19 protein-coding genes and 1 tRNA gene are annotated in these 25,451 nt (G+C 42.2%); 17 read left to right on the forward strand and 3 right to left on the reverse strand.

What is annotated here, in order from left to right; all coding sequences use genetic code 11:
• Nucleotides 1-191 precede the first annotated feature (191 nt).
• Nucleotides 192-1,166: a porphobilinogen synthase gene (gene hemB, locus ACOYVE_RS03085; RefSeq protein WP_422880737.1), complete on the forward strand. Its 975-nt coding sequence runs from the start codon at nucleotides 192-194 to the stop codon at nucleotides 1,164-1,166.
• 1,191 nt (nucleotides 1,167-2,357) lie between these two features.
• Nucleotides 2,358-3,656, forward strand: a complete 1,299-nt coding sequence (locus tag ACOYVE_RS03090) for an MFS transporter (protein WP_422880738.1) — start codon at nucleotides 2,358-2,360, stop codon at nucleotides 3,654-3,656.
• 19 nt (nucleotides 3,657-3,675) lie between these two features.
• Here the strand turns inward: ACOYVE_RS03090 and ACOYVE_RS03095 are convergent, their stop codons facing one another.
• On the reverse strand, nucleotides 3,676-4,182 hold the full coding sequence (locus ACOYVE_RS03095) for a PaaI family thioesterase (RefSeq protein WP_422880739.1): 507 nt from the start codon (nucleotides 4,180-4,182) through the stop codon (nucleotides 3,676-3,678).
• A 162-nt stretch (nucleotides 4,183-4,344) separates the two neighbouring features.
• Here ACOYVE_RS03095 and aspS point away from each other — a divergent pair, with 162 nt between their 5' ends.
• From aspS to ACOYVE_RS03150, 11 genes are all read left to right on the forward strand, one after another.
• Nucleotides 4,345-6,114: an aspartate--tRNA ligase gene (gene aspS, locus ACOYVE_RS03100; protein ID WP_422880740.1), complete on the forward strand. Its 1,770-nt coding sequence runs from the start codon at nucleotides 4,345-4,347 to the stop codon at nucleotides 6,112-6,114.
• Between the two features lie 808 nt (nucleotides 6,115-6,922).
• On the forward strand, nucleotides 6,923-7,306 hold the full coding sequence (locus ACOYVE_RS03105) for a hypothetical protein (RefSeq protein ID WP_422880741.1): 384 nt from the start codon (nucleotides 6,923-6,925) through the stop codon (nucleotides 7,304-7,306).
• 76 nt (nucleotides 7,307-7,382) lie between these two features.
• The gene (locus ACOYVE_RS03110) at nucleotides 7,383-7,769 is read left to right on the forward strand and encodes a hypothetical protein (protein WP_014855279.1); all 387 of its coding nucleotides are present in this window, start codon (nucleotides 7,383-7,385) and stop codon (nucleotides 7,767-7,769) included.
• 86 nt (nucleotides 7,770-7,855) lie between these two features.
• Nucleotides 7,856-9,199 (forward strand): type II secretion system F family protein, encoded by a 1,344-nt coding sequence (locus ACOYVE_RS03115; RefSeq protein WP_422880742.1) that lies wholly within the window; start codon nucleotides 7,856-7,858, stop codon nucleotides 9,197-9,199.
• A 30-nt stretch (nucleotides 9,200-9,229) separates the two neighbouring features.
• Complete coding sequence (locus ACOYVE_RS03120) at nucleotides 9,230-11,017, forward strand: GspE/PulE family protein (RefSeq protein ID WP_422880743.1); 1,788 nt, start codon at nucleotides 9,230-9,232, stop codon at nucleotides 11,015-11,017.
• A gap of 28 nt (nucleotides 11,018-11,045) precedes the next feature.
• Nucleotides 11,046-12,272: a type IV pilus twitching motility protein PilT gene (locus ACOYVE_RS03125; RefSeq protein WP_422880744.1), complete on the forward strand. Its 1,227-nt coding sequence runs from the start codon at nucleotides 11,046-11,048 to the stop codon at nucleotides 12,270-12,272.
• Between the two features lies 1 nt (nucleotide 12,273).
• On the forward strand, nucleotides 12,274-13,827 hold the full coding sequence (locus ACOYVE_RS03130; RefSeq protein WP_422880745.1) for a hypothetical protein: 1,554 nt from the start codon (nucleotides 12,274-12,276) through the stop codon (nucleotides 13,825-13,827).
• Nucleotides 13,824-14,711 carry a hypothetical protein gene (locus tag ACOYVE_RS03135; RefSeq protein ID WP_422880746.1) on the forward strand — a complete coding sequence of 296 codons (888 nt, stop codon included), beginning with the start codon at nucleotides 13,824-13,826 and terminating at the stop codon, nucleotides 14,709-14,711. The genes ACOYVE_RS03130 and ACOYVE_RS03135 overlap by 4 nt, the downstream gene beginning before the upstream one ends.
• A gap of 1 nt (nucleotide 14,712) precedes the next feature.
• Nucleotides 14,713-15,957: a type II secretion system protein GspD gene (locus ACOYVE_RS03140; RefSeq protein ID WP_422880747.1), complete on the forward strand. Its 1,245-nt coding sequence runs from the start codon at nucleotides 14,713-14,715 to the stop codon at nucleotides 15,955-15,957.
• A 31-nt stretch (nucleotides 15,958-15,988) separates the two neighbouring features.
• The gene (locus ACOYVE_RS03145) at nucleotides 15,989-19,444 is read left to right on the forward strand and encodes an ATP-binding protein (RefSeq protein ID WP_422880748.1); all 3,456 of its coding nucleotides are present in this window, start codon (nucleotides 15,989-15,991) and stop codon (nucleotides 19,442-19,444) included.
• Complete coding sequence (locus ACOYVE_RS03150; protein ID WP_422880749.1) at nucleotides 19,441-20,115, forward strand: response regulator transcription factor; 675 nt, start codon at nucleotides 19,441-19,443, stop codon at nucleotides 20,113-20,115. Before ACOYVE_RS03145 ends, ACOYVE_RS03150 begins: the two co-directional genes overlap by 4 nt.
• Here the strand turns inward: ACOYVE_RS03150 and ACOYVE_RS03155 are convergent.
• Entirely contained in the window at nucleotides 20,112-21,194 is a 1,083-nt protein-coding gene (locus tag ACOYVE_RS03155) for a hybrid sensor histidine kinase/response regulator (protein WP_422880750.1), read from the reverse strand. The genes ACOYVE_RS03150 and ACOYVE_RS03155 overlap by 4 nt on opposite strands.
• A gap of 1 nt (nucleotide 21,195) precedes the next feature.
• Complete coding sequence (locus ACOYVE_RS03160; protein WP_041356225.1) at nucleotides 21,196-22,539, reverse strand: sigma-54-dependent transcriptional regulator; 1,344 nt, start codon at nucleotides 22,537-22,539, stop codon at nucleotides 21,196-21,198.
• 302 nt (nucleotides 22,540-22,841) lie between these two features.
• Here ACOYVE_RS03160 and ACOYVE_RS03165 point away from each other — a divergent pair.
• From ACOYVE_RS03165 to ACOYVE_RS03180, 4 genes are all read left to right on the forward strand, one after another.
• Nucleotides 22,842-22,913, forward strand: a tRNA-Lys gene (locus tag ACOYVE_RS03165).
• Between the two features lie 510 nt (nucleotides 22,914-23,423).
• Entirely contained in the window at nucleotides 23,424-23,732 is a 309-nt protein-coding gene (locus ACOYVE_RS03170) for a hypothetical protein (protein WP_041355786.1), read from the forward strand.
• 297 nt (nucleotides 23,733-24,029) lie between these two features.
• Nucleotides 24,030-24,821 carry a hypothetical protein gene (locus ACOYVE_RS03175; protein ID WP_014855267.1) on the forward strand — a complete coding sequence of 264 codons (792 nt, stop codon included), beginning with the start codon at nucleotides 24,030-24,032 and terminating at the stop codon, nucleotides 24,819-24,821.
• On the forward strand, nucleotides 24,818-25,315 hold the full coding sequence (locus ACOYVE_RS03180; protein ID WP_014855266.1) for a type II toxin-antitoxin system VapC family toxin: 498 nt from the start codon (nucleotides 24,818-24,820) through the stop codon (nucleotides 25,313-25,315). The genes ACOYVE_RS03175 and ACOYVE_RS03180 overlap by 4 nt, the downstream gene beginning before the upstream one ends.
• Nucleotides 25,316-25,451: the final 136 nt, after the last annotated feature.

Below are 25,451 nucleotides of genomic sequence, written 5' to 3' on the forward strand. Positions count from 1 at the left end.
TTTTTGTTCCTATTATTTGTATTTTGCATAAGAGACTCCTTTTAGTTTTTTTAGTTGCCTAAACCAAAAATTACTAATTTTTCAGGAGTCTCTCTTTTTTATTTTCAACTAAAAATGAATTTACACCATCATATATTAAATTATGTTAAAAAATTAGAATATTTTAACGCTGTATTCAAAAAGGAGAAGTTATGGCTACCTACCCAATCAAACGTTTAAGACGATTAAGATACAATCCTATTGTGAGGGATTTAGTACGCGAGACCAAAATAAGTAAAGAAGATTTGATTTATCCTTTGTTTGTAGTGCCTGGCGAAAAGGTTAAAAAAGAAATTGGTTCAATGCCAGGTGTGTATCAAATGTCAATCGATATACTTGTTGAAGAATGCAAAGAACTGGAACAACTGGGCGTGCCTGCTGTAATTTTATTTGGCATTCCGGAACATAAAGACGAAAAAGGTTTGGACGCGTACAATCCCGAAGGCATTATTCAACGCGCCGTCCGGGCAATTAAAAAAGAAGTTAAAAACCTTCTGGTGATTACCGACGTATGTCTGTGCGAGTATACTTCTCACGGACATTGCGGACTGCTTGACGGCGAAAAGATTCTCAATGACGAAACCGTTGAACTGTTAGCCAGAGAAGCTCTGACGCACGTTCAGGCGGGAGCCGATATTGTAGCTCCTTCCGATATGATGGACGGCAGAGTGGCCGCTATCAGAAAAATACTCGACGAGAACGGTTTTACTGAAATTCCGATTATGAGTTATGCGGTTAAATACGCTTCGGGATTTTACGGACCATTCAGAGACGCCGCCGAATCCGCTCCGGCATTCGGCGACAGGAGATCGCATCAGATGGACGTGGCTAATGCGCTCGAAGCTCTAAGAGAAGCGGAAACCGATATCGAAGAAGGAGCGGATATCATAATGGTTAAGCCCGCAGGCGCGTATCTCGACATTATATGGCGCGTTAAAGAAAAATTCGGAATGCCGACGGCGGCTTACCAGGTGAGCGGCGAATATTCGATGATTAAAGCCGCAGGAAAAAACGGCTGGCTCGACGAACAAAGGGTAATGCTCGAATCTTTGATCGCGATCAAACGCGCCGGCGCCGATATGATACTTACTTATTTCGCTAAAGACGTCGCCCGTCTGTTGAAGTGATTTTATAATTTGTAAAAATTTTCAGAGATTACATTCGCTGCCCCGGTTTTCAAGCCGGGGTTATTTATAATAAAGGATTCATGAATTGAACATCATTTATTTTACAATATATTAGCAAACTCACAAAAACAAAAATTGATACGGTCATTTTGAGGAATCCCGCTACTGACGGGATGACGAAAAATCTGTTTGTATTTTTTATTAATGCGCATATCTTTTTTGAGATTCTTTACCCGCCGATAGCGGATTCAGAAAGACATATAGTATTAATTTTCCTTTCACCATTGTATTGAATACTGCAAACGCTGTAATTTGTCTTTCTGAGGAGATCCGACGTAGACGGAACGACGAGGAATCCGTATGCCAGATTCCTGAGATACTTCCCCCGCATTCTGCGGGGTCAGTATGACAGATCACTAATCCCTGATCCCTAATCCCTAATCCCTAACTCCGGGGAATTCGACAGAGGCGGTATCGACGAATCTGTATGTCAGAGATTCTTCACCCGTCTGCGACGGGATTCAGAATGACAAAATAGTACTAATTTTAATCCTCACATTTAGAACGACAAACGCTATAAAGTGTCATTCTGAGGAGTCCCGGCGTAGACGGGACGACGAAGAATCCGAGTGACTATTTTGATATACTTAACTAACCAGGAGATGCTTCCCCCGCTGGCGGGACGAAGTAATTTCACCGGCATGCATTTGAGTTTGCTTCGTCGCTCGCTCCTCGCAAAGACGGGTTTTATTCAGATTTGCATTCCCTGCATTCTGCGGAGTCGTACAGACTTCCTTTCGCTATTTGTCATTACGAGCCCCGTTTACAACGGGGCGAAGTAATCTATAGTGACATTAATTAGCGTTTGCTTCCCCCGCATTCTGCGGGGTCGCAAAGACAAGGGCGTTTGTAGCGCTGAAGTGCGGGCGCCTGCCTACCGGTAGGCAGGTTCTTAGTGTAGACGTGCCGGCGTTCTATGTTGTGTAACATTGAACGATAAACCACGAACTCCCAAACGACGAACCCAAAAACTCCTAATCCCTGATCCCTGATTACACAACGAACGTTGAACTCCCAAACTAAGAACCCCGAAACTCCTAATCCCTAATCCCTGGCACCTAATCCCTACCTTCCCAACCATCTCTCCCTGCAATTTATTATTTTTACGTTTTCTTTTAAGAATATTATAGTATGTCTGAAAGTAAAACGGAATATCCAATAATACCGCCGGAAGACGGCAGCGCCAGGAGAATTTTGCCCTCCATAAAAAACAATTTCCGGCTGAAAAATACATTTGCCGCTCTCCGGCACAGAAATTACAGAATCTGGTTCTGGGGGCAAATGATTTCGTTGTTCGGTTCGTGGATGCAGAACACGGCGCTCGCATTCTTTGTATATGAACTGACGAAATCGCCGGCGTTTCTGGGATATGTAGGATTTGCAGGAGGAATACCCGCATGGATTTTAACTTTTTATGCGGGCGTTGTCGCAGACCGTTTCGACAGAAGAAAAATCCTTATTTATACTCAATCTGGTATGATGTTTCTGTCATTGATTCTTTCGCTTCTTACAATTTCGGGAATTATTGAAAGCTGGCATATTTTACTTATATCTGCCGGAATGGGCACGATGAATACATTTGACGCTCCGGCTCGTCATGCTTTTGTAAACGAAATGGTCCCGCGCGAGGATATGGTTAACGCAATCGCTCTCAATTCTACAATGTTTAACACGGCAACTTCTATCGGTCCCGCATTGGGAGGAATAATCTATGCTCTGCTCGGTCCGGCGGCATGTTTTGTAATTAATACCGTCTCCTTTATGGCTGTTTTGATCGGGCTATTGCGTATGAATGTTAAGCCGATAGAAAAAGCAAAAGAGCGCAACTCGGTGTTTAAGGATATTAAAGAAGGATTCGGATATTTGTTTGCTCAAAAGACCATAATGGCTTTTGTCTTGATTGTAATTACCATCAGTCTGTTCGGAATTTCTCTTGTTACTATATTTCCTGCATGGGCGGTAAATATTCTAAATGGCGACGCAACCACAAACGGATTTATGCAATCTGCCAGGGGAGTGGGAGCCGTAACCTTTGCGTTAATAATTGCAACCGTAAATAAATACGTCGTAAGAGGAAGGATTCTATCCTATGCCGCGCTGGCGGTTCCGATTGTAATTATCGTTTTTTCATTCAACAGGTCGTTTGTCATTACGTTGCTGTTGCTGGCGCTGCTGGGCGGCTTAATGATTGTAATATACAATCTTTGTAACGGTCTCATTCAAACGCTCGTGGAAGAAAAGTTTCGCGGACGTATAATGAGTCTTTATACTTTTTCGTTTTTAGCCTTTGCCCCGCTGGGTTCACTTTTAATCGGAAGCGAAGCCGAGCTGGTGGGAATACCGACAGCCGTACAGATTAACGGAATAATTCTGCTTTTGATTTTCTCGTTTATTATCTATCGGTTTCCGCGATTGAAGAAAATTATATAAACATTCGACGAATCCTTAATCAAATTTCAATTTCATCGGGATCGTCTTCTTTTTCTATTATCTTCCATTCGTTTTCTTCCGGATCGAAATCGGCAATTCTTTCGAGCGGAACTTTGAAATATTTGCCGTAAGCCGTAGCCGCCGTTTCGCCGTTTTGCAAATAAATTTCTCCCGTGCCTTCGAAAATTCGGTTGTTTTCTTTTGTTATTCTGCCGACTACTTTCAATTCTTCGTTTAAAGGAATCGGCTTTTTGAATTTAACGTTGAGTTCAATCGTCACGCCCCAAACTTCAGTGTCGTATTTATTCAGGATAGCCCTTCCGATGGTTTCGTCCAGAACCGCGCTGGCTACGCCGCCGTGTAGTCTGCCGGGATAACTCTGATGCTCTTCGCACGGCTTGAATAAAGCAATCAATTCCTGACCTTCGGTAACGTAAAAATGCGCTTTTAGTCCCAGATCGTTTTTCATACCGCACACAAAGCATAACTTTGAATTTTTCTGTTTGCCCACGATTTTATGCTTCATTATTACACCGAAATTTTTTTAGTTCAAATATAAAGAAATAATTGCTATTAATTTAATTTTCTTCAAAAATTACGTGATAACGGTTATACGATTTGTAATAGCATTAATATTTAGTTATTTTTGCCGTAATTTTTTAGGAAGTTAAGGAGACAAAACAGCGTTATGGAATTTAAGAAACGCACGCATACATGCGGAGAATTAAGAGAATCCAATATCGGAGAAAGAGTCGTTCTCAACGGCTGGGTTGCAACGCGACGCGATTTGGGCGGCGTTATTTTTATTGAACTCCGCGACCGCTACGGAATTACTCAAGTGGTTTTCGAACCCGGATATAACTCCGAAGCGCATGAAATAGCAAAAAAATTAAGAAGCGAATACGTGATCTCGATCGAAGGTTTGGTTAGAAAAAGACCCGAAGGAACCGAAAATCCGGCGCTCGAAACCGGTATGATCGACGTGATGGTCGACAAACTTGTTATTCTTAATTCCGCCGAAACTCCGCCTTTCCAGATCGAAGACGATATCGACGTCAGCGAGGATATAAGATTGAAATACAGATATCTGGATTTACGCAGACCCGTAATGCAAAAAAGTCTCCTTCTCCGCCATAAGATGTACCAGATAACCAGAAAATATTTCGATTCGAATAACTTTGTGGAAATTGAGACTCCGTTTTTAATGAAATCGACTCCCGAAGGAGCGCGGGATTTTCTTGTGCCCAGCAGACTTCATAAAGGAAAATTTTATGCATTGCCGCAATCGCCTCAAACATACAAACAGATTTTGATGGTCTCCGGCTACGACAGATATTTCCAGATCGTTCGTTGCTTCCGCGACGAAGATCTGAGAGCCGACAGACAGTATGAATTTACTCAGATTGACGTTGAAATGTCGTTCGCGGATGTGGAAGACGTTCTTGCTGTAGCCGAAGGTTTGATGAAAGAATTTTTCAAAGATATCTGGGGCATTGAATTAAGTACTCCGATACCCCGACTTACTTTCGACGAAGCGATGGAAAAATACGGCAGCGACAAACCCGACCTCAGGTTCGGACTCGAGATGGTTACGTTAAACGAAGTGTTCAAAAATTCGGAGTTTCGCGTATTTAAAGAATCGATTCAGAAAGAAGGTATTATTACGGGTTTGAAAGCCGAAGGCTGCGGTGAATATACAAGAAATCAACTCGACGGTTTGACCGATTATGCAAAAAAATTGGGAGCCGGCGGCTTGATATGGATGCGCGTAAAAGATAATGAACTCGAAGCTCCTATAGCCAAATTTTTGAGCGACGAAGAAAAATCGAATCTTGTAAGTAAAATGGAAGCCAAGCCGGGCGACCTGCTGCTCTTATTGACCGGTCCGCGTTTGAAAACATTGTCGATTATGGGTACGCTTCGCCTCGAAATGGCAAGAAGAATGAATCTCCTCGAAAAGAACGATAAACACGCATTGCTCTGGGTTACGGATTTTCCGCTGTTCGAATGGGACGACGAAACCAAGCGTTATTATGCAATGCACCATCCTTTTACTTCCCCGAGAATAGAAGATATACCTTTGATGGATACCGATCCGTCTCAGGTTAAAGCGCGCGCGTACGACCTCGTGCTCGACGGAAACGAAATTGCCGGCGGCAGTATTCGTATTCACAGTTCCGACCTGCAGGCAAAAATGTTCAAAACGCTCGGCATAAGCGACGAGGAAGCCAGGGAAAAATTCGGATTCCTGATGAACGCTTTCAAATACGGCGCTCCGCCGCACGGAGGAATCGCATTCGGATTCGACAGGCTTGTAATGCTCTTTGCAGGTAAATCTTCGATAAGAGACGTGATAGCGTTTCCGAAAACATCGAGCGGAATTTCGCTTATGGACGACGCCCCTTCGTTTGTAGACGACGCTCAATTGACGGAACTTCATATCCGCGTGAGAAAGTGAGCTAATTTAAATTCGCGATTTTCCTGTGCGTGATTGCGGATGGTTTTGGGGTTCGTCGTTTGGGAGTTCGTGGTTTATCGTTCAATGTTATACAACATAGAACGCCGGCACGTCTACACTCCTAGCGCCCGCACTACCGCGCTACAAACGCCCTTGTCTTTGCGACCCCGCAGAATGCGGGGGAAGCAAACGCTAATTAATGTCACTGTAGATTACTTCGCCCCGTTGTAAGCGGGCTCGTAATGACGAATAGCGAATGGAAGTCTGTACGACTCCGCAGAATACGGGGAAAGCAAATCTGAATAAAACCCCGTCTTTGCGAGGATCGAGCTAAGCGAGCGACGAAGCAAACTCAAATGCATGCCGGTGAAATTACTTCGTCCCGCCAGCGGGGGAAGTTTCTCCTGGTTAGTTAAGTATATCAAAATAGTCACTCGGATTCTTCGTCGTCCCGTCTATGTCGGGACTCCTCAGAATGACACTTTATAGCGTTTGTCGTTCTAAATGCGAGGATTAAAATTAGTACTATTTTGTCATTCTGAATCCCACCGTAGTGTAATTATTTCTGAGTTACTCTGAGTATGACGATAAACCAATAATAGCGACAAACATTTACATGTAATTTTTACAACTCTATATTAAAATACTTCTCCGTTCGAAGAAAAAACTTTGCTTTATTTCCGCCCTTTCTTATATTCCATTGGATATTATCGGAAATTATTACCGATTAAAAATTGGTGCGGTATTTGTTAAAGATTCAGGTAGTAACAGCCGATAATAACAAGTAAAAAATATCGGGGCTTTTTAAGTGGGACAGCAACAACTGCTATTAATAGTACTCGGAATTATAATTGTAGGATTAGCAATTTTTATGGGCATAAACCTTTTCAGAGCGAATGCCATCGAAGCCAAAAGAAACAACGTTACAAATGAACTGGTAAATCTTGCCGCTATGGCGCAACAATATTACCTGAAACCGCGGGCTTTGGGCGGCGGAGCGAGGTCATTCGTCGGTTGGTCTATTCCGGAAGAGCTTAAATTAACCGCTAATGGCAATTATCGGATTGAAACAATCGGACAGGACAGCGTTGTAATTATTGGCACGGGAAATGAGGTGGTTACGGGTAACGACTCTGTAAAAGTAAGAATATCGGTCGGAGCTACTTCTTTTAAAACCATTGTAATTAATTAAAGATTATTGATAAATTTTTCTGAAATATTGTCCTTTACTAATTAACATAACACAAACAAATTAACAGGAGTAAGTTATGGGTCAACAACAATTATTACTTATCGTTCTAGGCGTTATTATCGTAGGTATTGCCGTAGTCGTCGGTATTAACGTATTTACGGCAAGCAGCACACAGGCTAACAGAGACGCTGTTATTGCCGACCTGACAAACCTTGCTTCTCTGGCTCAGCAATACTATCGTAAACCGACAGCGCTCGGCGGCGGCGGAAATACCTTTACCGGCTGGACAATTCCGGCTCAGCTCGATACGACCGGAAATGGAACTTATACTGCCACTGTAGCCGCTCAATCAGTTACTTTAGTAGGCACAGGTACTGAGACCGGCAATGACGGAACGAATAAAGTTAAAGTGACTATGGTGGTCGGTCCAAATGACATAACCTCGACGACCATTAACAACTGATTTTTTAGAATTATTGAAAATGCTGGTAAAACAATTTATTATTGTTTTACCGGCATTCTTGTTATTAAAAGAGCGGAAAAATTCTCATGATCGAAGTCAGATTCAGCGCAATCAAACCGAACGGACAGGCGATTACGGGCACTTTAAACGAGCCTTCCTACGGCGAGGCTAAAAAGAAAATCCATAAACTGGCCGAAAAGCATAATCTTAAAATCCGCTCGATCCAGAAAAAAAATTCTTATATATATAAAATAAGACGCGGCAACGAAAAACCGATTACGGGCGAACAGAGAGCTTTTTCGAAAGAAGAAGTAGTAAACGCTCTCCAAAAATTGGGTTACGACGTAATATCGGTTAATAAAAAATTACTTGAACTCAATTTCAAACCGCCTCAACAGGATATCGTTTCTTTTGTTAAGATTTCAGCCGAACTGCTCGAACAAAAACTGCCTTACAGCGAAATACTTACGCTCCTTATAAACGACATTGAAAACAAAACACTCAGAGAGACCCTAAAACAAATTAACAACGAATTGAAAAAAGGCGCAGACAGCCAAACCACTTTTTTAAGATACCAGTCGATATTCGGCAAGTTTACGGCTTATATGCTCGGACTGGCATCCAAAAGCGGCAATATGGCGGAAATTTATAAAGCCACCGCCAAATTCCTCGAGCGCCAGCAGGAATTTCGTAAAAATTTGAGAAGCGCTCTCATCACTCCGCTGGTTACATTATTTGTCCTTTTTCTGGCTGTTTTGTTTTATGTCGGGTATATTTTTCCTGAGACCGCCAAGCTTTTTGTGAAATTTAAGATCGATTTACCGCCTCTTACAGCCGCAACTCTTAAATTAAGCGAGTTTTTAATCGATAATGTATTATGGGTAACTCTGGCGTCGGTTCTGCCGCCCATTTTTTTGTGGCAGTTTGCCAAAAGCAAGAAAGGCAAAATGATTGTCGACAGGCTGATGTACAAGATACCTATTATCGGTTCTTTGATTCATAAAACTTCGATCGAAGTATTCTGCCGCGTATTTTATACGCTCTACAGCGGCTCTGCCGAAAGTATCGAACCGATAAGAATTGCTGCGGAAGCCACGGGGAATTCGTATTTTGAACATCAGATAAAAAACGTGGCTATACCCTTGATGATTAAAAAAGGCATCGGAGTTACGGAAGCTTTTCAGGCGAGCGGTGTTTTTACAGATACGGCGATATCGCGTTTCCATTCCGGCGAGGAAACCGGAACTATTAAAAATACGGCGCTGCAGCTTGCTAATTATTACGAAAGCGAAACCGTATTCCGGCTAAAAAACGTCATCGAATTGATACAGGTGGTAATTGCAATGATTATTATGATTGTAATGATCGCTTTGACGCTGATTTCCGCAGAAACGGCGACGATCAGTCCGAAATCCCCGATGATGGGGTAACGTATAATTTTATAAAAAAGGTATTTGGTTATGTTGGATTCACAACTCGAAATGGCTGACAAGATCGGTTATCTCCTTCTGAAAAAAGGTATAATCGATTCCAACATACTCGAGCAGGCGCTTAAAATAAAGGAAGCCGATCAGCTCCAGAAAAAACGCAATCTCGCTCAGATACTGGTCGAGGAATTCGGTTTTGAACACGATGTGATTTTCCGCGAAGTAGCTATCCTCTATGCTTTCAAGGAATTGAATATTAAACCCGAAGAGCTGCCGGAAGAGCGGATCAACGAAATTAAGAATATTATGACCAAGCAGGGCGACGAAGTAAAGCGCCTTCTGCTGGAACATCGCGTTATTCCGTTTAAATACGACGAAAAAATCAAAGATAAACTCATACTCGCCGCAGTCGATCCGACAGACAGGAACCTGCCCAAAATAGCATACGCTCTCAACGCCAAAAAATACGAGATCAATTACCTGCGCAAAAAGGACTACGACAAATTGATCAATATGCTGATAACTTCGGAAAACGAATATCTTAAAATGATTCAGGAAGCCGAAGAAGAATTTCAGGTGGCGCAGGACGAAGCCAGCATCGACGAAGAAGAACTCGACGCCGAAATAAACAAAAGCGCGCTGATAAATCTGGTCGAAGCCGCTTTGGTCGAAGGCGTAAGAAAAGGCGTCAGCGATATTCACATTATTCCCAAATCGGCTACCCGAACCGAAATCCATTTCAGAATCGACGGCAAATTGCAATTGTGGCACGTTCAGGAAAATACGATGCCCGAAGCCGTTATGGCAGTTGTTAAAGACCGTTCCAAGGGACTCGACCGCTTCGAACGCGAAAAAGCGCAGGACGGTTTTATTCAAAGGGAAATCGACGGACACATTATACGATTTCGCGTTTCCGTATTGCCCACTGTGGGTACCGAACTCAGAAATAAATTCGAAAGCATTGTAATTCGTATTCTCGACGACAGAAAAGTTATACGCGATTTGAGCAAATTAGGTTTGACCGGCTATGCGCGCACGGCTTTCGAGAAAGCTATCAAGCAGCCGCAGGGTATGGTTATTCTTACCGGTCCTACCGGAAGCGGTAAATCGACTACTTTGATTGCCGCTTTGTATCAGGTAATCGACCCGACGAAAAACGTTCTTACCGTGGAAGATCCGGTCGAATATGTTATCGAAGGCGCGCGTCAGCTTAAGATCGGTCATAAAATGAATTTCGAACAGGCAATCAGAGCTATTTTGCGTCACGACCCGGATATCGTTTTGGTCGGCGAAATGCGCGATAAAGAAACCGCCGAGACGGCAATTAAACTTGCTAATACGGGTCACCTTACTTTTTCAACGCTTCACACAAACGACGCTCCGAGCGCCGTTGCCCGTCTTTATAAAATGGGAATTGAACCGTTCCTTATTGCATATGCAATTAATATTATCGTCGCTCAGCGTCTGATTAGAAGGCTGTGCGAATCATGCAAAAGAAAAGTGGATAATATTGAAGAACATATCAAATCTTCGGGTTTGAATTTGGAAGAATGGCAGGGATACGAAATTTATGAAGCCGTCGGCTGCGAAAAATGCAATAATACGGGATATAAAGGACGTCTTGCCATACACGAAGCGCTCTATTTTACAAAAGAAATAAGAAAAATAATCGTTTCTTCCGGCGAGGAAGTCGACGAAGAAGCCATCAGAAACCAGGCGCGCAAAGACGGTACGAAGAGTTTGCGCGAATCGGGTTTCGAAAAAGTAAGATTGGGCCTTACCTCGATTCAGGAGGTAATCGGCGCAACAATGGAAGATTAATAAGAATAATTTCTTTATTTTAATAATTATGACTGAACAGGCTAAACAATTATTATCGGCGTTTGTATCGAAGATACCCGAAATTTATTTCGGTCCGGAAAGGGTGCGTTTTATCGCCGATCATATCGATAAATTGAGCGAAGAGCAGAAACTGCTTCTGCTCAAATATGCAAATCACATTCTTTCTTTGATGCTTGAGCGTCAGGCTTCCGACGTTGAAATCGGCGGTTTCGGAACCCAGGGTTACGTCTGGTTCAGAATCTTCGGCAATAAAGAACGCGTCGAAGACCTGCCGCAGATGAATCCCGACGAAGCCGGCGTACTGATAATGTCGTTGTTGAATCCCAATCAGCGTCAGATACTTCTGAACGAGCGGAATCTCGATTTCAGTTATACTTTCTTTTATGAAAAAGAAAATGTTAACGTACGGTTTCGCGCCGACGCTTATTTCGACCTCGATACGCTTGCATTGAACATGCGCGCAATTCAGGCTAAAGTGAGACCTTTGAATTCGCTCGAGTTCCATCCGCTCGCGGTTAAAGCAATGAGCCATAATTATATAAAATTCGGGCTTTCGCTTGTAACCGGTATCACCGGTTCGGGTAAATCGACCACGCTCGACGCCATTATCGATTACCATAATCAATTCGATCCGTGCCACATTGTGATTATCGCATCGCCGGTGGAATACGTACATACATCCAAAAAATCAATTATAAAACACCGCGAAGTCGGAAGGGACGTGCTCTCGTTCAAGGACGGAGTTATTCAGGCTTTGCGTCAGGACCCCGACATAATTGTAATCGGCGAAATGCGAGACCCGGAAACGATCATGGCAGCGCTCGAAGTTACAGATACGGGTCATAAAGTATTTTCGACTCTGCATACGTCTTCGGCCGTCGAATCGATCGACCGCATAATAGCGGAAGTTCATCCTTCCGAACAGGAGCGCGTCAGAAACCGATTGGCGGACGTCTTGATATCCGTGGTCTCTCAAAAACTCGTGCCTAGTCTCGACGGCAAACGCGTCCTTGCTAAAGAAGTGCTGATTGTCACTCCGAGCGTTAAAGCCGCCATCAAAAACAACAATACAAGCGAAATTTACATGATGATAAATCAAGGCGCGCAACAGGGCATGATTACTCTGGAACAGGATTTGATTAGACTTTATACCGAGCGAAAGATTTCGAAGGAGAACGCTATCGCGTACGCAAATAACAAAACGCGCATTATGCAGTTACTAAAAGCGGGATAATATGAAATATCTTGTAAGCGTTTATACGGAAGGGAACAATGCAAAAGCGGCATTGCTCGAAAAGGAGAAAGAATCCGTAAAGGTTTTGCGGGTTTTGTCGCTCTCCGTATCCGCGCCCGGCGACGCCGGCTCGAACAATTTCATGCTCGATCTGGAGACTCCCGCCGCAGATAACGATTTGTCGTTCGATGAATTGGAAAACATAGCCGAAGGCGAGAGCGAAAGCGGCGACGCGTCGGATATCTCGCGATTGAATTCGATATTGTCGGGCATTAAACTTTCTCAGGTTCAGTTCATGCCCGTAGTCGGCGAACCGACGGCAAATTATCATTTCTCGGAAATGCCCGCCGACGCAAACAAGAAGAAATTATTACAGGCAATTATTTCCGACATCTACGATTCAAAAGGCGTCAAAGTAACGCCCGATATGCTCGGCTATACAGAATTCGACGAAAAAACAATTCTTAGCGTTTTTCTCGAAGGCGATATACCCGCAGTTAGTCTCATTAACCGGCTGGCTAATTTTAATAAACGTCGCTATCTGAAAATTCCCGCCATTAAACCCGCTGAATTGTCGCTGGCTTATTATGCGGCAAAAAACGGAAACTTTTTTCCGGAAGACAATACGCTTATAATTTATATCGGCAGGGAAACGAGCAAGCTTATATTCCTCGAAGGAAATAAATTGAAACATATCGGAGCCACGCTTGACGTAGGCGTTTCAAATTTGCATACTTACGACGTTTATTTTTCGAAGATACTCCTCGAAATGGAAAACGGCGGCATCTCCAAATTAGACAATATAATTTTGTGCGGCGAAGACCGTTCGGAAAATTTGATCCTTTCTTTTTACGGCACGTTCCCGGAAGCCAACGTCAGCGAGATGAAATTCGAAGATATCGACATTTCCGAATTGAGCGAAGAAAATCAAAGAGACCTGGCTCTCTACTCCATACCGATTTCGGCGGGCGTCGAATATTTCGACGAGCTGGATAAAAAACATAAAGGCGTCAATATACTGCCGCGTTACATTCAGGAGAATCAGAAATTCCTCCAGTTCGGATGGCACAGTTACGCGTTGATGCCTCTGTTGTTCGGCGCTACGTTCTTCTTTACATTCGAAATTTTGTCGAATATGCAGAAGATCAACGAACTCGACATGGAAATTGCCAGACTGAATCAAAAGCAGATACAAAATCAGGCGTTGATTGAAGAAATAACCCCGCTTCAAAACAGAATTAACAGCTTCGACGCGACTCAGTCGATACTCGATTCGGCTACGGTCGATGCGGGAATCTGGAGCGATAATCTTTCGTCGATATCCGACTTTATGGAGCGGCGAAGGAATTTCTGGATATCGAAATTCGAAAATCCCAATCCGGGCGATATTATCATTTACGGTTTTTCGCTCTCGAGAAGCGTGCTTACGGAATTTGCCAGAAATTATCCGGCCGCGGTTGTCAAAAGCATTAATTCGGAAACAATACGCGAAAAGACGGCTTTCTCATATATAATTAACCTGAAACTCAACGAAAAGCAGAGCGACGTTCAATGAGCGCCAAAGTCAAAAATACGGTGATAATTTTTATCATTCTTGTGCTGATAGTTATTGGCGGCGCTCTCTTTAATTATGTCTATCTTAAAGGCAAAATAGAAGACAGACAGAAAAAAATTAAAGATATGACTTTGTTCCAGCTCGACACCGAAACTCTGGAACAGCAGCTTATTCTTTTGAGGGACAGAGTTGCAAAACTCGACTCGATTTTGTCGAACAGAAAATATAACGTTCCGTTTAACCTGCCGCAATCCGATTTCTATGATTTTGTCAACAGAGTTTCGTTCACATTTTCGCCTTACTCCTATGTGAATATCGAATACGACAGAACCGAAACGGGCGCGCAGCTGAATTATTATGTTTATAAATTGAGCGGGGTTGCCGATTTCAATGATTTGAATCGACTGATTTATGCAATCGAAGAGAGCAAGATGTTGAAGAAAATCGGCGATCTTAATATGGCAAACAACGTACAGGTGGACGAAGACGGCGTTCCGCATTATCTGGTCTCGTTTAAATTTACTGCGATGGTTTATTTTTCCAACGACGATCGGTTTTATGTGAAAGATTATAAGGAAAACCGGCTGACGTCAAATCCGATATACGACGTTTTCTATCCGTTAATACGCAATGAAATTCCGCCGAATGTGGAAGGACTTCTGGACGTTCAAACAGCGTCGCTGCTGGCGCTCATACCCGACGGCGCATTCCTTTCCGACGCCAACGGCAATACGTATCTTCTATGGGAAGGCGACAGGGTCTATCTCGGATATTTGACTAAAATCGATTACGACAACAATCAGGTCGATTTCCTTCTGAATAAAGGAGGCATTGTCGAAACGGTTACTCTCAAACTCGAAAAAGAAAATAAAAAGAGTAAATAAAATGAAAAGGTTAATTTTTATATCGGTCTTATTAATTGCCTCGTTGCTGAACGCTCAAGCGGACCTTCAGGAAAAATTGAAAGGCTATGTCAATCCGGAAGAACTGGTAACGCTTTCCGAAAATATTACTTTCAATCAGGCAATCGAAGTGCTGAGCGCGGTAAGTCAGAAAATAACGGGCAAAAAAATCGTATCGACAGTCGATATCAATCAACCGATCGGTATAGAATTGAAAAACATTCAATACAAAAAAGCCTTGTTGATAATCGTTCAGTACAATAATTTGATGTACGAGGAAACCGAATCGACGATAATCGTTAAAAGAAAAGACGACTCGAAAGCCGAACTTTCAAAAGAGATCTATGCGCCGGTCGACGAACGCGAAGTTAAAATTTCAGCGCTCCTCTTTGAAGGTAATGTAGCCGAAATGAGAGAACGCGGTATTAATTGGGAGTTTCTCCTTTCGCGAAGCGGGCTCTCGATCGGAAGTAAACTCGTTACGCTGCAGGAGGAACAACAACAAACCTCCACGACAAATCAGGTGCAGCAACAGCCGCCCGAATTCGGCGTGGAAACGAGCTCTCAATTTACAATGGGAGAATTCGATGGCGACGCTACAGCATTATTCCGTTTCTTCGAAACCGAAAATCTCGGAAAAATTATTTCGCGCCCGACGGTAAGCACGGTCAACGGAGTTAAGGGCAGAACCCAGGTCGGCTCGGATATATCGATTAAAGAGCGCGACTTTGCCGGAAATATAATCGACCGATTCTATTCTACCGGCACGATAATCGAAGTTACTCCTTATATTTATACCGAAGACGGTATCGACTATGTTTATCTTAAACTAAAAGTCGAAAGAAGCTCGGCGAATCCGGGAACAATTACAACCGAGATACGAAAGACCACCGCCGAAACAAGCGTCCTTCTGCTCGACGGCGAAGAAACCGCAATCGGAGGACTCTACGTCAACGAAGAAACTTCCGACAGGCGCGGCGTGCCGATTTTGAAAGATCTGCCCTGGTGGGTTCTGGGACTGAGATATATTTTCGGATACGACCAGAAATCAATAGCCACTAAAGAAATTATCATGCTAATTAAAGCCGATATATTGCCGTCGCTTAAAGACAGAATAGCCGACAAAAAAGGCAAAGGCGTTTTGAAAGAGCAAATGAAAAAGAACGCCGAAGAAATGCGGCAGTATATGCAGGAATCCCAGCGGGATAAAGAGAACAAAGATAAATAATACGGCGACACATTAATTATGTCGGGAAAAGATGAAACTAAATGCCAAGCTGATATTAATATCGCTTGTAATAGCGCTTATTACTATTGCCGCTACTTCAACTATTTATTACTCGCTGACAGACAGGCTTTTTACGCGCTTTAAATCGCAGCTTATTCTGAATTCAACCAACGATCTCGCGTTCCTGTTCGAGAATTATTTACAACAAAACGAATACGACGTAAAACGAATTGCAGGCAACGGTAATTCGTATAATATCGACTCGCTCGACGTCGATTTCATTTTTACCTTGAAAGATAATTCCGTAATCGATCTGCAATCGCTCAAAGTTAAGAAAAATGCCGGCTTGAATTTGAGCCGCCTGGATTTCAAAGAATTTATAAATAACAATCCGGGAATTGTCCTTGGTTATTGGAACGCACCGGATAATAAGATTTATTATTACGGAACGGTAATCGATTCGGACTTCCTGAATAAAATAAGCGAAAAAATCCGGTCGGAAGTGGCGCTCGTGGTCAATAATAGAGTTATGGAAGCGTCGAATTCCTCGAAGAACAAGAATATTATGAGCTATCTCGACAAAGCCGTCGAAAATCTCAAATACAAAAACAACTACGATATTTTCAGCGAAGAATCGGACGAGATCGATTTCAGCGCTTCGATTTACGCTCCCAGACAAATTATTACTCCTTCCGGAAAATTTTCATTTCTTACATTCGACACTTTCGAAGAAGGAGTGAATTTCAGAAATACGCTAAAGAACGTCGTGATTCTGATTGTCGTATCGGGCGGCGCCTTCACGTTCATTATCGTTCTTATTTTTACTTATAAATTCAGAAAGCAGATATCGATACTCGACGAAGCCGCCGAGATTACGGCGCGAGGGGATTTAAATCACAGAGCGCGCATTATTACTAAAGACGAAATCGGAAAACTCGGCGAGGCTTTCAATAAAATGCTCGACGTGATAAACGAAAAAGAAAACGCCGAGAGGGAATACACCGAATTTATTAAACTGATAAACCGTAATCCCACGCTCGATGAAATATGCGACGCAGCGTTGAATAAAATTATCAAAACGACTCAAATCGGTTTCGGAGTAATACATATAGTCGATAAAAACAAATTGGTCGTCGGAGCCTCTTACGGAATCGACAAGGATTCGATCGAAAAGCCCGCCGCCTATCTCAATCAAACAATTGAGAAAGGCGAAACCGTTGAACTTACGTTCGATGAAAATCATCCCGAAATTAAAACCGGACTAAGCGCCATCAAAATTCGTTATCTGCTCTTATACCCGATAATTTATAACGATAAGACAGTCGCCGTATTGGAACTGGCGTCGGAAAAATTGCCGGAAAAAGACATTAAAATTTATCTGAATAATATTCAGGAACAGCTTGCAATCGGGCTGGTAAACGCACGCTCTTTACAACAGCTCGAAAATATTGTCGGCGAGTTGAGACGCCTTAACGAAGAATATCAATCGCAAAACAAAGAATTGAAACAGCTTCATCTGGAATTAAAGCAAAAAGCCGAAGAACTGGAAAAGGAAAGAAAAAAAGCCGTCGAACTTTCCGACATTAAATCGCGCTTTCTTGCCAACATGTCCCACGAATTGAGAACGCCGCTGATTTCGATACTCGGACTGACGGAATTGATGTTAAAAGAAATTCATTCGGAAAAGAGCGGCAAAAAATTAAAGGTGATTTTGAGAAACGGCAGAAAACTTTTGAGACTGATTAATAACATCCTCGATTTTTCCAAAGTTGACGCCGGCAAACTGGAATTGAACAAAGAGAGATTTTTATTGTCGGAATTAATAGACGATATCCTTATCGAGGTCGAACAGATAGCGGACGAAAAAAATCTCAAATTTATTGTTGACTTTCCTGAAAACGTCGATTTTATTGTGGAGACGGACCGTTCGAAACTCGAACAGATCCTTTCGAATTTATTGGTCAATGCATTTAAATTTACCGAAAAGGGATATGTTAAACTGAAAGTGGAACAGACCGGCGAAACCTCGCTCTATTTTGAAGTGGAAGATACGGGCATAGGCATTCCGGAAGAAAACAAGGGAAGGATATTCGAAGAGTTCGGCAGAATCGACGCCGGCGCGTCGCGTAAATACGGCGGAGCCGGTCTCGGTCTCTCGATCGCGAAACATTTTCTGGAATTGATGGATTCGGAAATCGAACTCGAATCGAAAACCGGCGAAGGCTCGCGTTTTTCCTTCCTTCTTAAGGACGTATTAATCGACATAATAGAATCGGAAGCCGAGCCCGTAAAACAGGGGGAAGAAATCCGTAAAAAATGCGCCGTGATAATAACAACCAATAAAAACACCTATAAATTAATTGCGGATTACCTTACGTCGTATGATTACGACGTGAATGATATCAATACCGGGAATTTGTCCGAACTGAAGACGGAGCGCGCTCCCGACCTGTTTATAATCGGCAACATCGACGACCGCGGCAAGGAATGGGAAGCGCTTTTCAAATTGAAGACTGGTGAATACGGAAACATTCCCGTTATAATCCTTACGGTGCTGGAAGACCAAAAAGTAGGCTGGATACCAAACATATTCGATTTTACGGTTAAACCGGTATCGGCTGCGTCGCTGAAAAAATTGACCCAGGAAATTGAAAATTATCTCGGCAAAAAAAACGACGCTCTTATCTGGGTGGATAAAAAGAAAGAAGTATTCGACAAATTGAAAAACGAAGGCTTTCCGGAAATCGAATACAAATCGAACCTCGAGGCGGCAATGGGCGCTCTCGATTTTAATTCTACTCAGATATTTTTTATCGACGTAGAATCTTTCGTTACAGACGCAATATTGTTCGCCGCAATGATTCGGCAAAACGCCTTTACGCGCAATACGATTATCGTATTCGTGCTTCCCGAGGATCTTGAAAAGCTGAATCCGGGCGAATTGTCGCGCGTAATGAATTCGGTCGCTCTCAGAGAAAAAAATCATCCTCTCGATATTCTCAAAGTAATCCGCGACAGAATTAAAATCGACAACGAACAGCTCAAGGAAAAACTGATCGAAACGGATGACGCCGAAAAAGCGGTCGATCAAATTCCGGTTAAAGAAATCAAACCGACGGTATTGATCGTAGACGACGATCAGGACGCGCTTTTTACAATCGGGGAATTCGTCAAGCAGCTCGGATGCAACGCCATCTTCGCTCACAACGGAATGGAATGCCTTTTAACGCTGAATCATGTGGAACCCGATTTGATTTTCCTCGATATAATGATGCCGATGATGGACGGTTTCGAAACGATTAAAAAGATCAGAGCCGAGAGCAGAACGGCTTCGATTCCCGTGATTGCTCTTACCGCCTACGCCATGCTCGAAAACAAAGAAGTAATCGAAAAAAACGGCTTCGACGACCTGATTACAAAACCGGTCGAATTTTCGTTGCTTTCGGCTAAAATGAAAACCATTCTTCAAAGCAAGAGCGTTAAATGAAAAAGATTCTCGTAATCGACGATTATCCCGATAATGTGTTCCTGCTGCAGGACAGGCTCGAACAGGAAGGTTTCGAAGTAATAAAAGCTTACGACGGAAATATGGGCATCAAGAAGGCGATCGAAGAAAAGCCCGATTTGATTCTGCTCGATATTATGATGCCGGGAATTTCGGGCTACGAAGTGTGCAAAACTCTTACGAACAACGAAGAGACGAAACAGATACCCATAATTTTGTTGACCGCGCTTACCGAAGCGGAGAACCTTAAAGAAGGTTTGCAGGCGGGAGCCTTCGATTATATCAAAAAGCCGTTCAACCGCACCGAACTTGTTGCGCGTATAAAATCGGCGCTCCGTTTCAGCGAAACCAACAAATTCCTTATTGAAATCGAAAAAATCAAAACTTACGCGGCTACCGTTGTTACGGCAAATCACGAAATCAAACAGCCGCTGACGTTGATTAATCTTTCCACTGCCGCCATAAGGCGCGAGATGTCGAAAGAAAATTTTTCGAGGGAAGCGGTTCTTAAAAGGATTGAATTTATCGAAAACGCCGCGCGGGATATAATCGCAGTTCTCGAAAAGCTCGGTTCGATTAAAAAACCCGTTATTACGCCTTACGTAAACGATCTGAATATAATCGACCTCGAATCGGGCGAGACGGAAAACTAACCGATTAACTCTCTTACCATTGAAAGAATTTCCTCGAAGTTATAGGGCTTGTGAATCGTTTGGTTGACGATTTCGTTAATGTCCGGATCCGCGCTGTAATCCGTTTGAGAGCCGGAGGCAAGAATGACCGGAACGGTTTTGTTCATCGTTCTTAATTTTCTTACGCATTCTATGCCGTCGATATCGGGCAGTCGCTGGTCGATTATCAGAAGGTCGGGCGGATTGTTGGGATCGTATTTCTTGAACAAACCCTTGCCGTCCGAAGCGGCGGTTATTTTATAACCGTACGACTCGAGCAGCTCGCTCAACAATTCCAGTAGAACGTCCTCGTCTTCGACAAGCAGTATATGCTTTTCTTTCGCTGAAGTTTTTGTTTTCGAATGACCGGAGGAAGGAAATGCAATCAAAAATTCGCTTCCTTTCCCTTTCTCGCTCGACACTTTGATTGTGCCTTCGTAATTATCCACTATTTGCTTGACGATTGCCAAGCCGAAGCCCCTGTTTTTGACTTTCGACTTGGTCGAAAAATTCTCGTCGAAAATAAAAGGAATTATTTCGGGATCAATGCCCGCGCCGTTGTCCGATATTTTGATTTGCACATAAGGCTGCGTGTCGAACAAATCGGACGAACCCGCGCGGTCTGTCATTCCGATATTCGAAGTGGCAATGGTAACGGCGCCCCGATTGCCGATTGCTTCGACCGCATTTACGATCAGGTTCAGCAAAATTCTGTAGAAATCGGAATAACGCCCTTCCAGGGGATAGAGATCGGGCTGAAGTTTGAGATTGAATTTTATTTTGTTTTTAAGGCTGAGGCTTACGGTTGAAACAAGGACTTCGATTAATTTATTGACGTCGATTTTCTTTTTGCGATGCGGTTTCCCTTTCGATTCGGCTTGAATGTCTTCCATTATTTCGGCGGCCATAAACGCGCTGTTCTCGATACTGTTAATTATCGGCGCCACTTCGTCGTAATTGGCTACTTTCTTTTTAAGCGCTTCGAGGCTGTTCAAAATGCGTGTGATAATATTATTCAGGTCGTGCGAAAGGCGCGCCGCCGATAAATTTTGATTAGCCATTTTATTTCAGTTTGTACTTGATAATCTTCGAGTAGAGCGTTTTCTGGCTTATTCCGAGCGCCCGGGCGGTATTTTCCCGGTTCCACTGGAATTTGTCCAACGCTTTTTTGATATGGATTTTTTCGAGTTCTTCGAGCGTAGGAAAGTCGCCGTCGTCTTCCGAAAATTTACTGAAGTCGAAATCGTCTTTCGGTATGTTCAAATCCTTCGGCTCGATAACGTTGCCTTCCGAAAAGATGATTGCTCTTTCGATCATATGTTCGAGTTCGCGCACGTTGCCCGGAAAATTATACCGGAGGAGCGCTTTCCGCGCGTTGTCGGATAATTTTTTGATCGATCTGACGGGCGATTTCTTTCTCAAGAAATATTCCGCCAGCAGAAGAACGTCGTTCTGTCGTTCGCGCAGAGGGGGAATCGTAAGAGTAATAACATTGAGTCTGAAAAGGAGGTCGCGCCGGAAATTTTTATTTTCCGCTTCTTCCATCAAATTTTTGTTCGTAGCGCCGATAACGCGCACGTTCGATTTCAGATTCGAAACGCCGCCGATTCTTCTGAACTCGCCGTTTTCGAGGAATCTCAGCAGTTTGGGTTGAAGCGTAAGACTCAATTCCCCGATTTCGTCGAGAAATAGAGTGCCTCCGTCGGCAATTTCGACCAGTCCCTGTTTGGAAGTTTTGGCGTCCGTAAAAGCGCCTTTTTCGTAGCCGAACAATTCGCTTTCGATCAACTGGTCGGGCAGCGACGCGCAATTGATTGCTACGAACGGTTTGGAAGCTCTTTCGGAATTTTTATGTATAAACTCGGCGAACAATTCCTTACCCGTCCCCGTTTCGCCTTCGAGCAATATATTTGAATCCGAGCGGGCGGCTTTTTCGGCAAGGCGGATTACGTCTTTGATGGCTTCGCTTTCGCCTACGATCGAACCGGCGTATGCCTGACTGACTTTCGAAGACAGGATTTTGTTTTTGACAATTAAATCTTTATGCTCCATGGCTCGTTCGATAGTAACGCAGAGCTGACCGAATTCGTACGGTTTGGTAATGAAATCGTATGCGCCTTTTTTGATGCAGTCGATAGCCGTACGCACGTCGGATTTAGCCGTCAATACGATTATCTGCGTGGAGGGATGATTTTCCATTACGTATTCGAGCACGGTTTCGCCGTGGACTTCTTTCATTTCGAGGTCGAGCAGGATGATGTCGTAAGGAATCGATTTGAGTTTCTCGATGGCAAACTTGCCGTCGTATACGACGTCGACGCGATAGCCTTCGTTTACCAGCTCTTCTTTCAGAAGGTAACACAAAGTTTCGTCGTCGTCGGCTATTAATATTTTGGCGTCTTTCATATTTGCAATCGGGAAAATAAGTTGTTGAACAATATAAAAAAAAATCGGGGATAAAACCATTTGTTAAAAGGGATTGAGCGGCTCCGGCGCTAATTAATGTTCTCTTTGTCACACTTTAAACTTAAAGTCGTTTGCCTGCGAAGTTTTTCCGCATTATTGTTATAAAAATGGAAAAAATTGACGCGGTATAAATTGAAACAGTTGTATTTTATTTTCGTAAACCATATATTTGTTGACTCAAAAAATGATGCATTTGTAAATGCATCCCGCCAAAGGCGGGAAATTTTTTTTGAAATTACGGCGGGCGCGTAGCTCAGGGGTAGAGCATCTGCCTTTTAAGCAGAGGGTCGGTGGTTCGATCCCACCCGCGCTCACTTTTCAAAGCCTTGCAGATTAAAATTTGCAGGGCTTTTTTGTTTTAAAAATTTTATGACCGGGGGCCGGCGGAAAGGCAAAAACAAATTTAAGAACGGCAAGTCCCGTCTTAAGTTTGTGAAATTGAGTAAAAGAAAAAGACCGCTTAAAAAATCCCTTCGGTTTATTTTACATGATAAGCCGGTTTCCGGCGCGCATTCCAAAATATTTGATTGACATTATTTTTAGATTTGGTTAATTTCTCATTAAAATATGTGTATTGAGGGAATCGAGGGGACAATTAATGACCTTCAAAGAAACTAAAGACAAGCCCAAACTTCTTAATCAAGTAAGGATGGCGCTAATAAAGAACCGCTGCGGTCTAAAGACAGAAGCATACATCGGCCGGATTAAGCGTCTTATTTTGTTTAATAATAAATGCATATTGTATGCAGAACCGCCATGCATACTATACGGAATTTTGGCGGGTTAAATAAAAGTTATATGCTTAAAAGTAATTGAGGAATATTATGAACACCGATGAGCTTCTCAAAAAATTTGAAAATGTTAATTATCATTTTCCATTCAAAGATATGAGTATTTTATTCTTTGAAAATCTACTATTGAGGGCTGAGTTGTCGGCACTCCGTAAATATTGTGTCCGTCAATTTTTAGGATTAAATGGCGCAGATGATTTGTTAAAAATTGACGAAAATAAAAAATCAGAACTCGATCAAGAGTACAAAGTAATCGACGAATATTTTGACGAAATATTCCAAGATCTTTTTGCGGATTTTGTTGCGAAATATGGGAAAGTAGAAGATAAAACGAACGATTAGTTCATTGGCTCTCTTAAAATTGTCGTTAATGTTTTCACTGTTCATTTTTATAGCTGAATTTTTATTGTTTATGTGTTTTATGCTCTTTATTTTATCGCATATAACCTGCGCCTCAACAGCGACAGCGTCTTCGATGCGGTTATCGGCATTTGTTTCAATGTAAGGTTGTTGTTAAAATCGAATTAGTGAACAAAGTTTATTTAAAAATTAAAAGGTGGTTTGCAATTGTAGCATTGTAGTTTTGGGCGGAGCTTTAGTTGCAACACCGTTATGTGTTTATTAAAAATATGAATGTAAATGACAGAATTAAAAGACATATTTGAATTAAGATTTGCTGGTGATGATATAAAACCAGAGAACATCCGTGCAAAAGATTTAGCCGAGGTAATCTCTGCTTTTGAAGATTCGTTACTAAAATTAATATTAAAAGATAACAGAGAATTAAATGAAGAAAAAATCATAATTGGTTTAGTAGATGTTGAAAATGGAAGTGCCAAATTAAAATTTAAATCTACCATTCCTGAAATTACATTATCAGCATTATTACTTATCTCTACGTCCATATCTAAAAATGACTTTTCTCAACTTCCATCGAGTTCGATTAGGTCATTAAAGACCATTTCGGATTTTACAAAAAAAAGAAATTGTGTCGCCGAATTTAGAGCAAATCCTTTAGAAGAGAAGCCATTAGCTTCAATAAACAAGGAAACATCTATTGAAATTCCAGATACACACTATATTATTGGCGAAACTTCGATTTATGGACGGGTTGAGAGAGTTGGAGGAGTAAAACCTAAAGTGATGATACGACTTACAGATAACAATCTAATCAGTTGTGATGTTTCTGAAGAAGTAGCTAAAAAACTCGGTCAAAATCTTTATAAAATGATTGGCTTTGTTGGTAAGGCTAAATGGTTAGCTGAAAATTATTCGTTAGAAAATTTTGAAATTGAAGATGTGATCGAATACGAAGAAACATCTTTATTACAAGGGTTGGATGAATTATCTAGTTTAATTGGTGAATATTGGTCGGACGTTGATAATGTTGTGGATGTTATCTCAAGTATGCGTCGGGAAAAAGAATTATGAAACTTGTCTGTCTTGATACGCATATATTAATTTGGGGCATTAAAAATGAAAGCTCTCCCGGACAAGAAGAAATGATTCCCAAAGCAAAAAGGTTTATTAAATGGCTTGATGATAACAAATATCGTGTTATTGTTCCTTCTGTTGTGGTTGGCGAATTATTAATGAGAGTTCCTTTGGAACTTCATCGTGATGTTAACAAATTATTAGAGAAACATTTTATAATTGCTCCTTTTGATTCTTTAGCCGCAAGTCATTTCGCCAAAATTTGGCAAATGAAAGAATCTGAGGAAGTTATAAACCAATTAAAAGAACAATTTGATTTGAAAAGAGAAGCAATAAAAGTAGATTGTCAAATTGTAGCTATTGCTGTTGCTCGCGGCGCACAGTGTATTTATAGTTATGATCCTGGTGTTAAAAAGTTTGGAGAGAAAGTAATTGATGTTTATGAAATCCCTTCAATTGAAGAACAACTTAATTTTTTTAATACAGAATAATCGCACATAACCAGCAACTCAGCCGGACGCCGTAATGTAAGCGGCATTTGTGTGTTCTTAAGTTTTGTGTAATAAACAAACATTGCTGTTCGGCAGTGTAGTAATAAATTAAATCCCGCCAAAGGCGGGCAAGTGT

It is taken from the genome of Melioribacter sp. (genome assembly GCF_049325435.1).
GTDB lineage: Bacteria > Bacteroidota > Ignavibacteria > Ignavibacteriales > Melioribacteraceae > Melioribacter > Melioribacter roseus.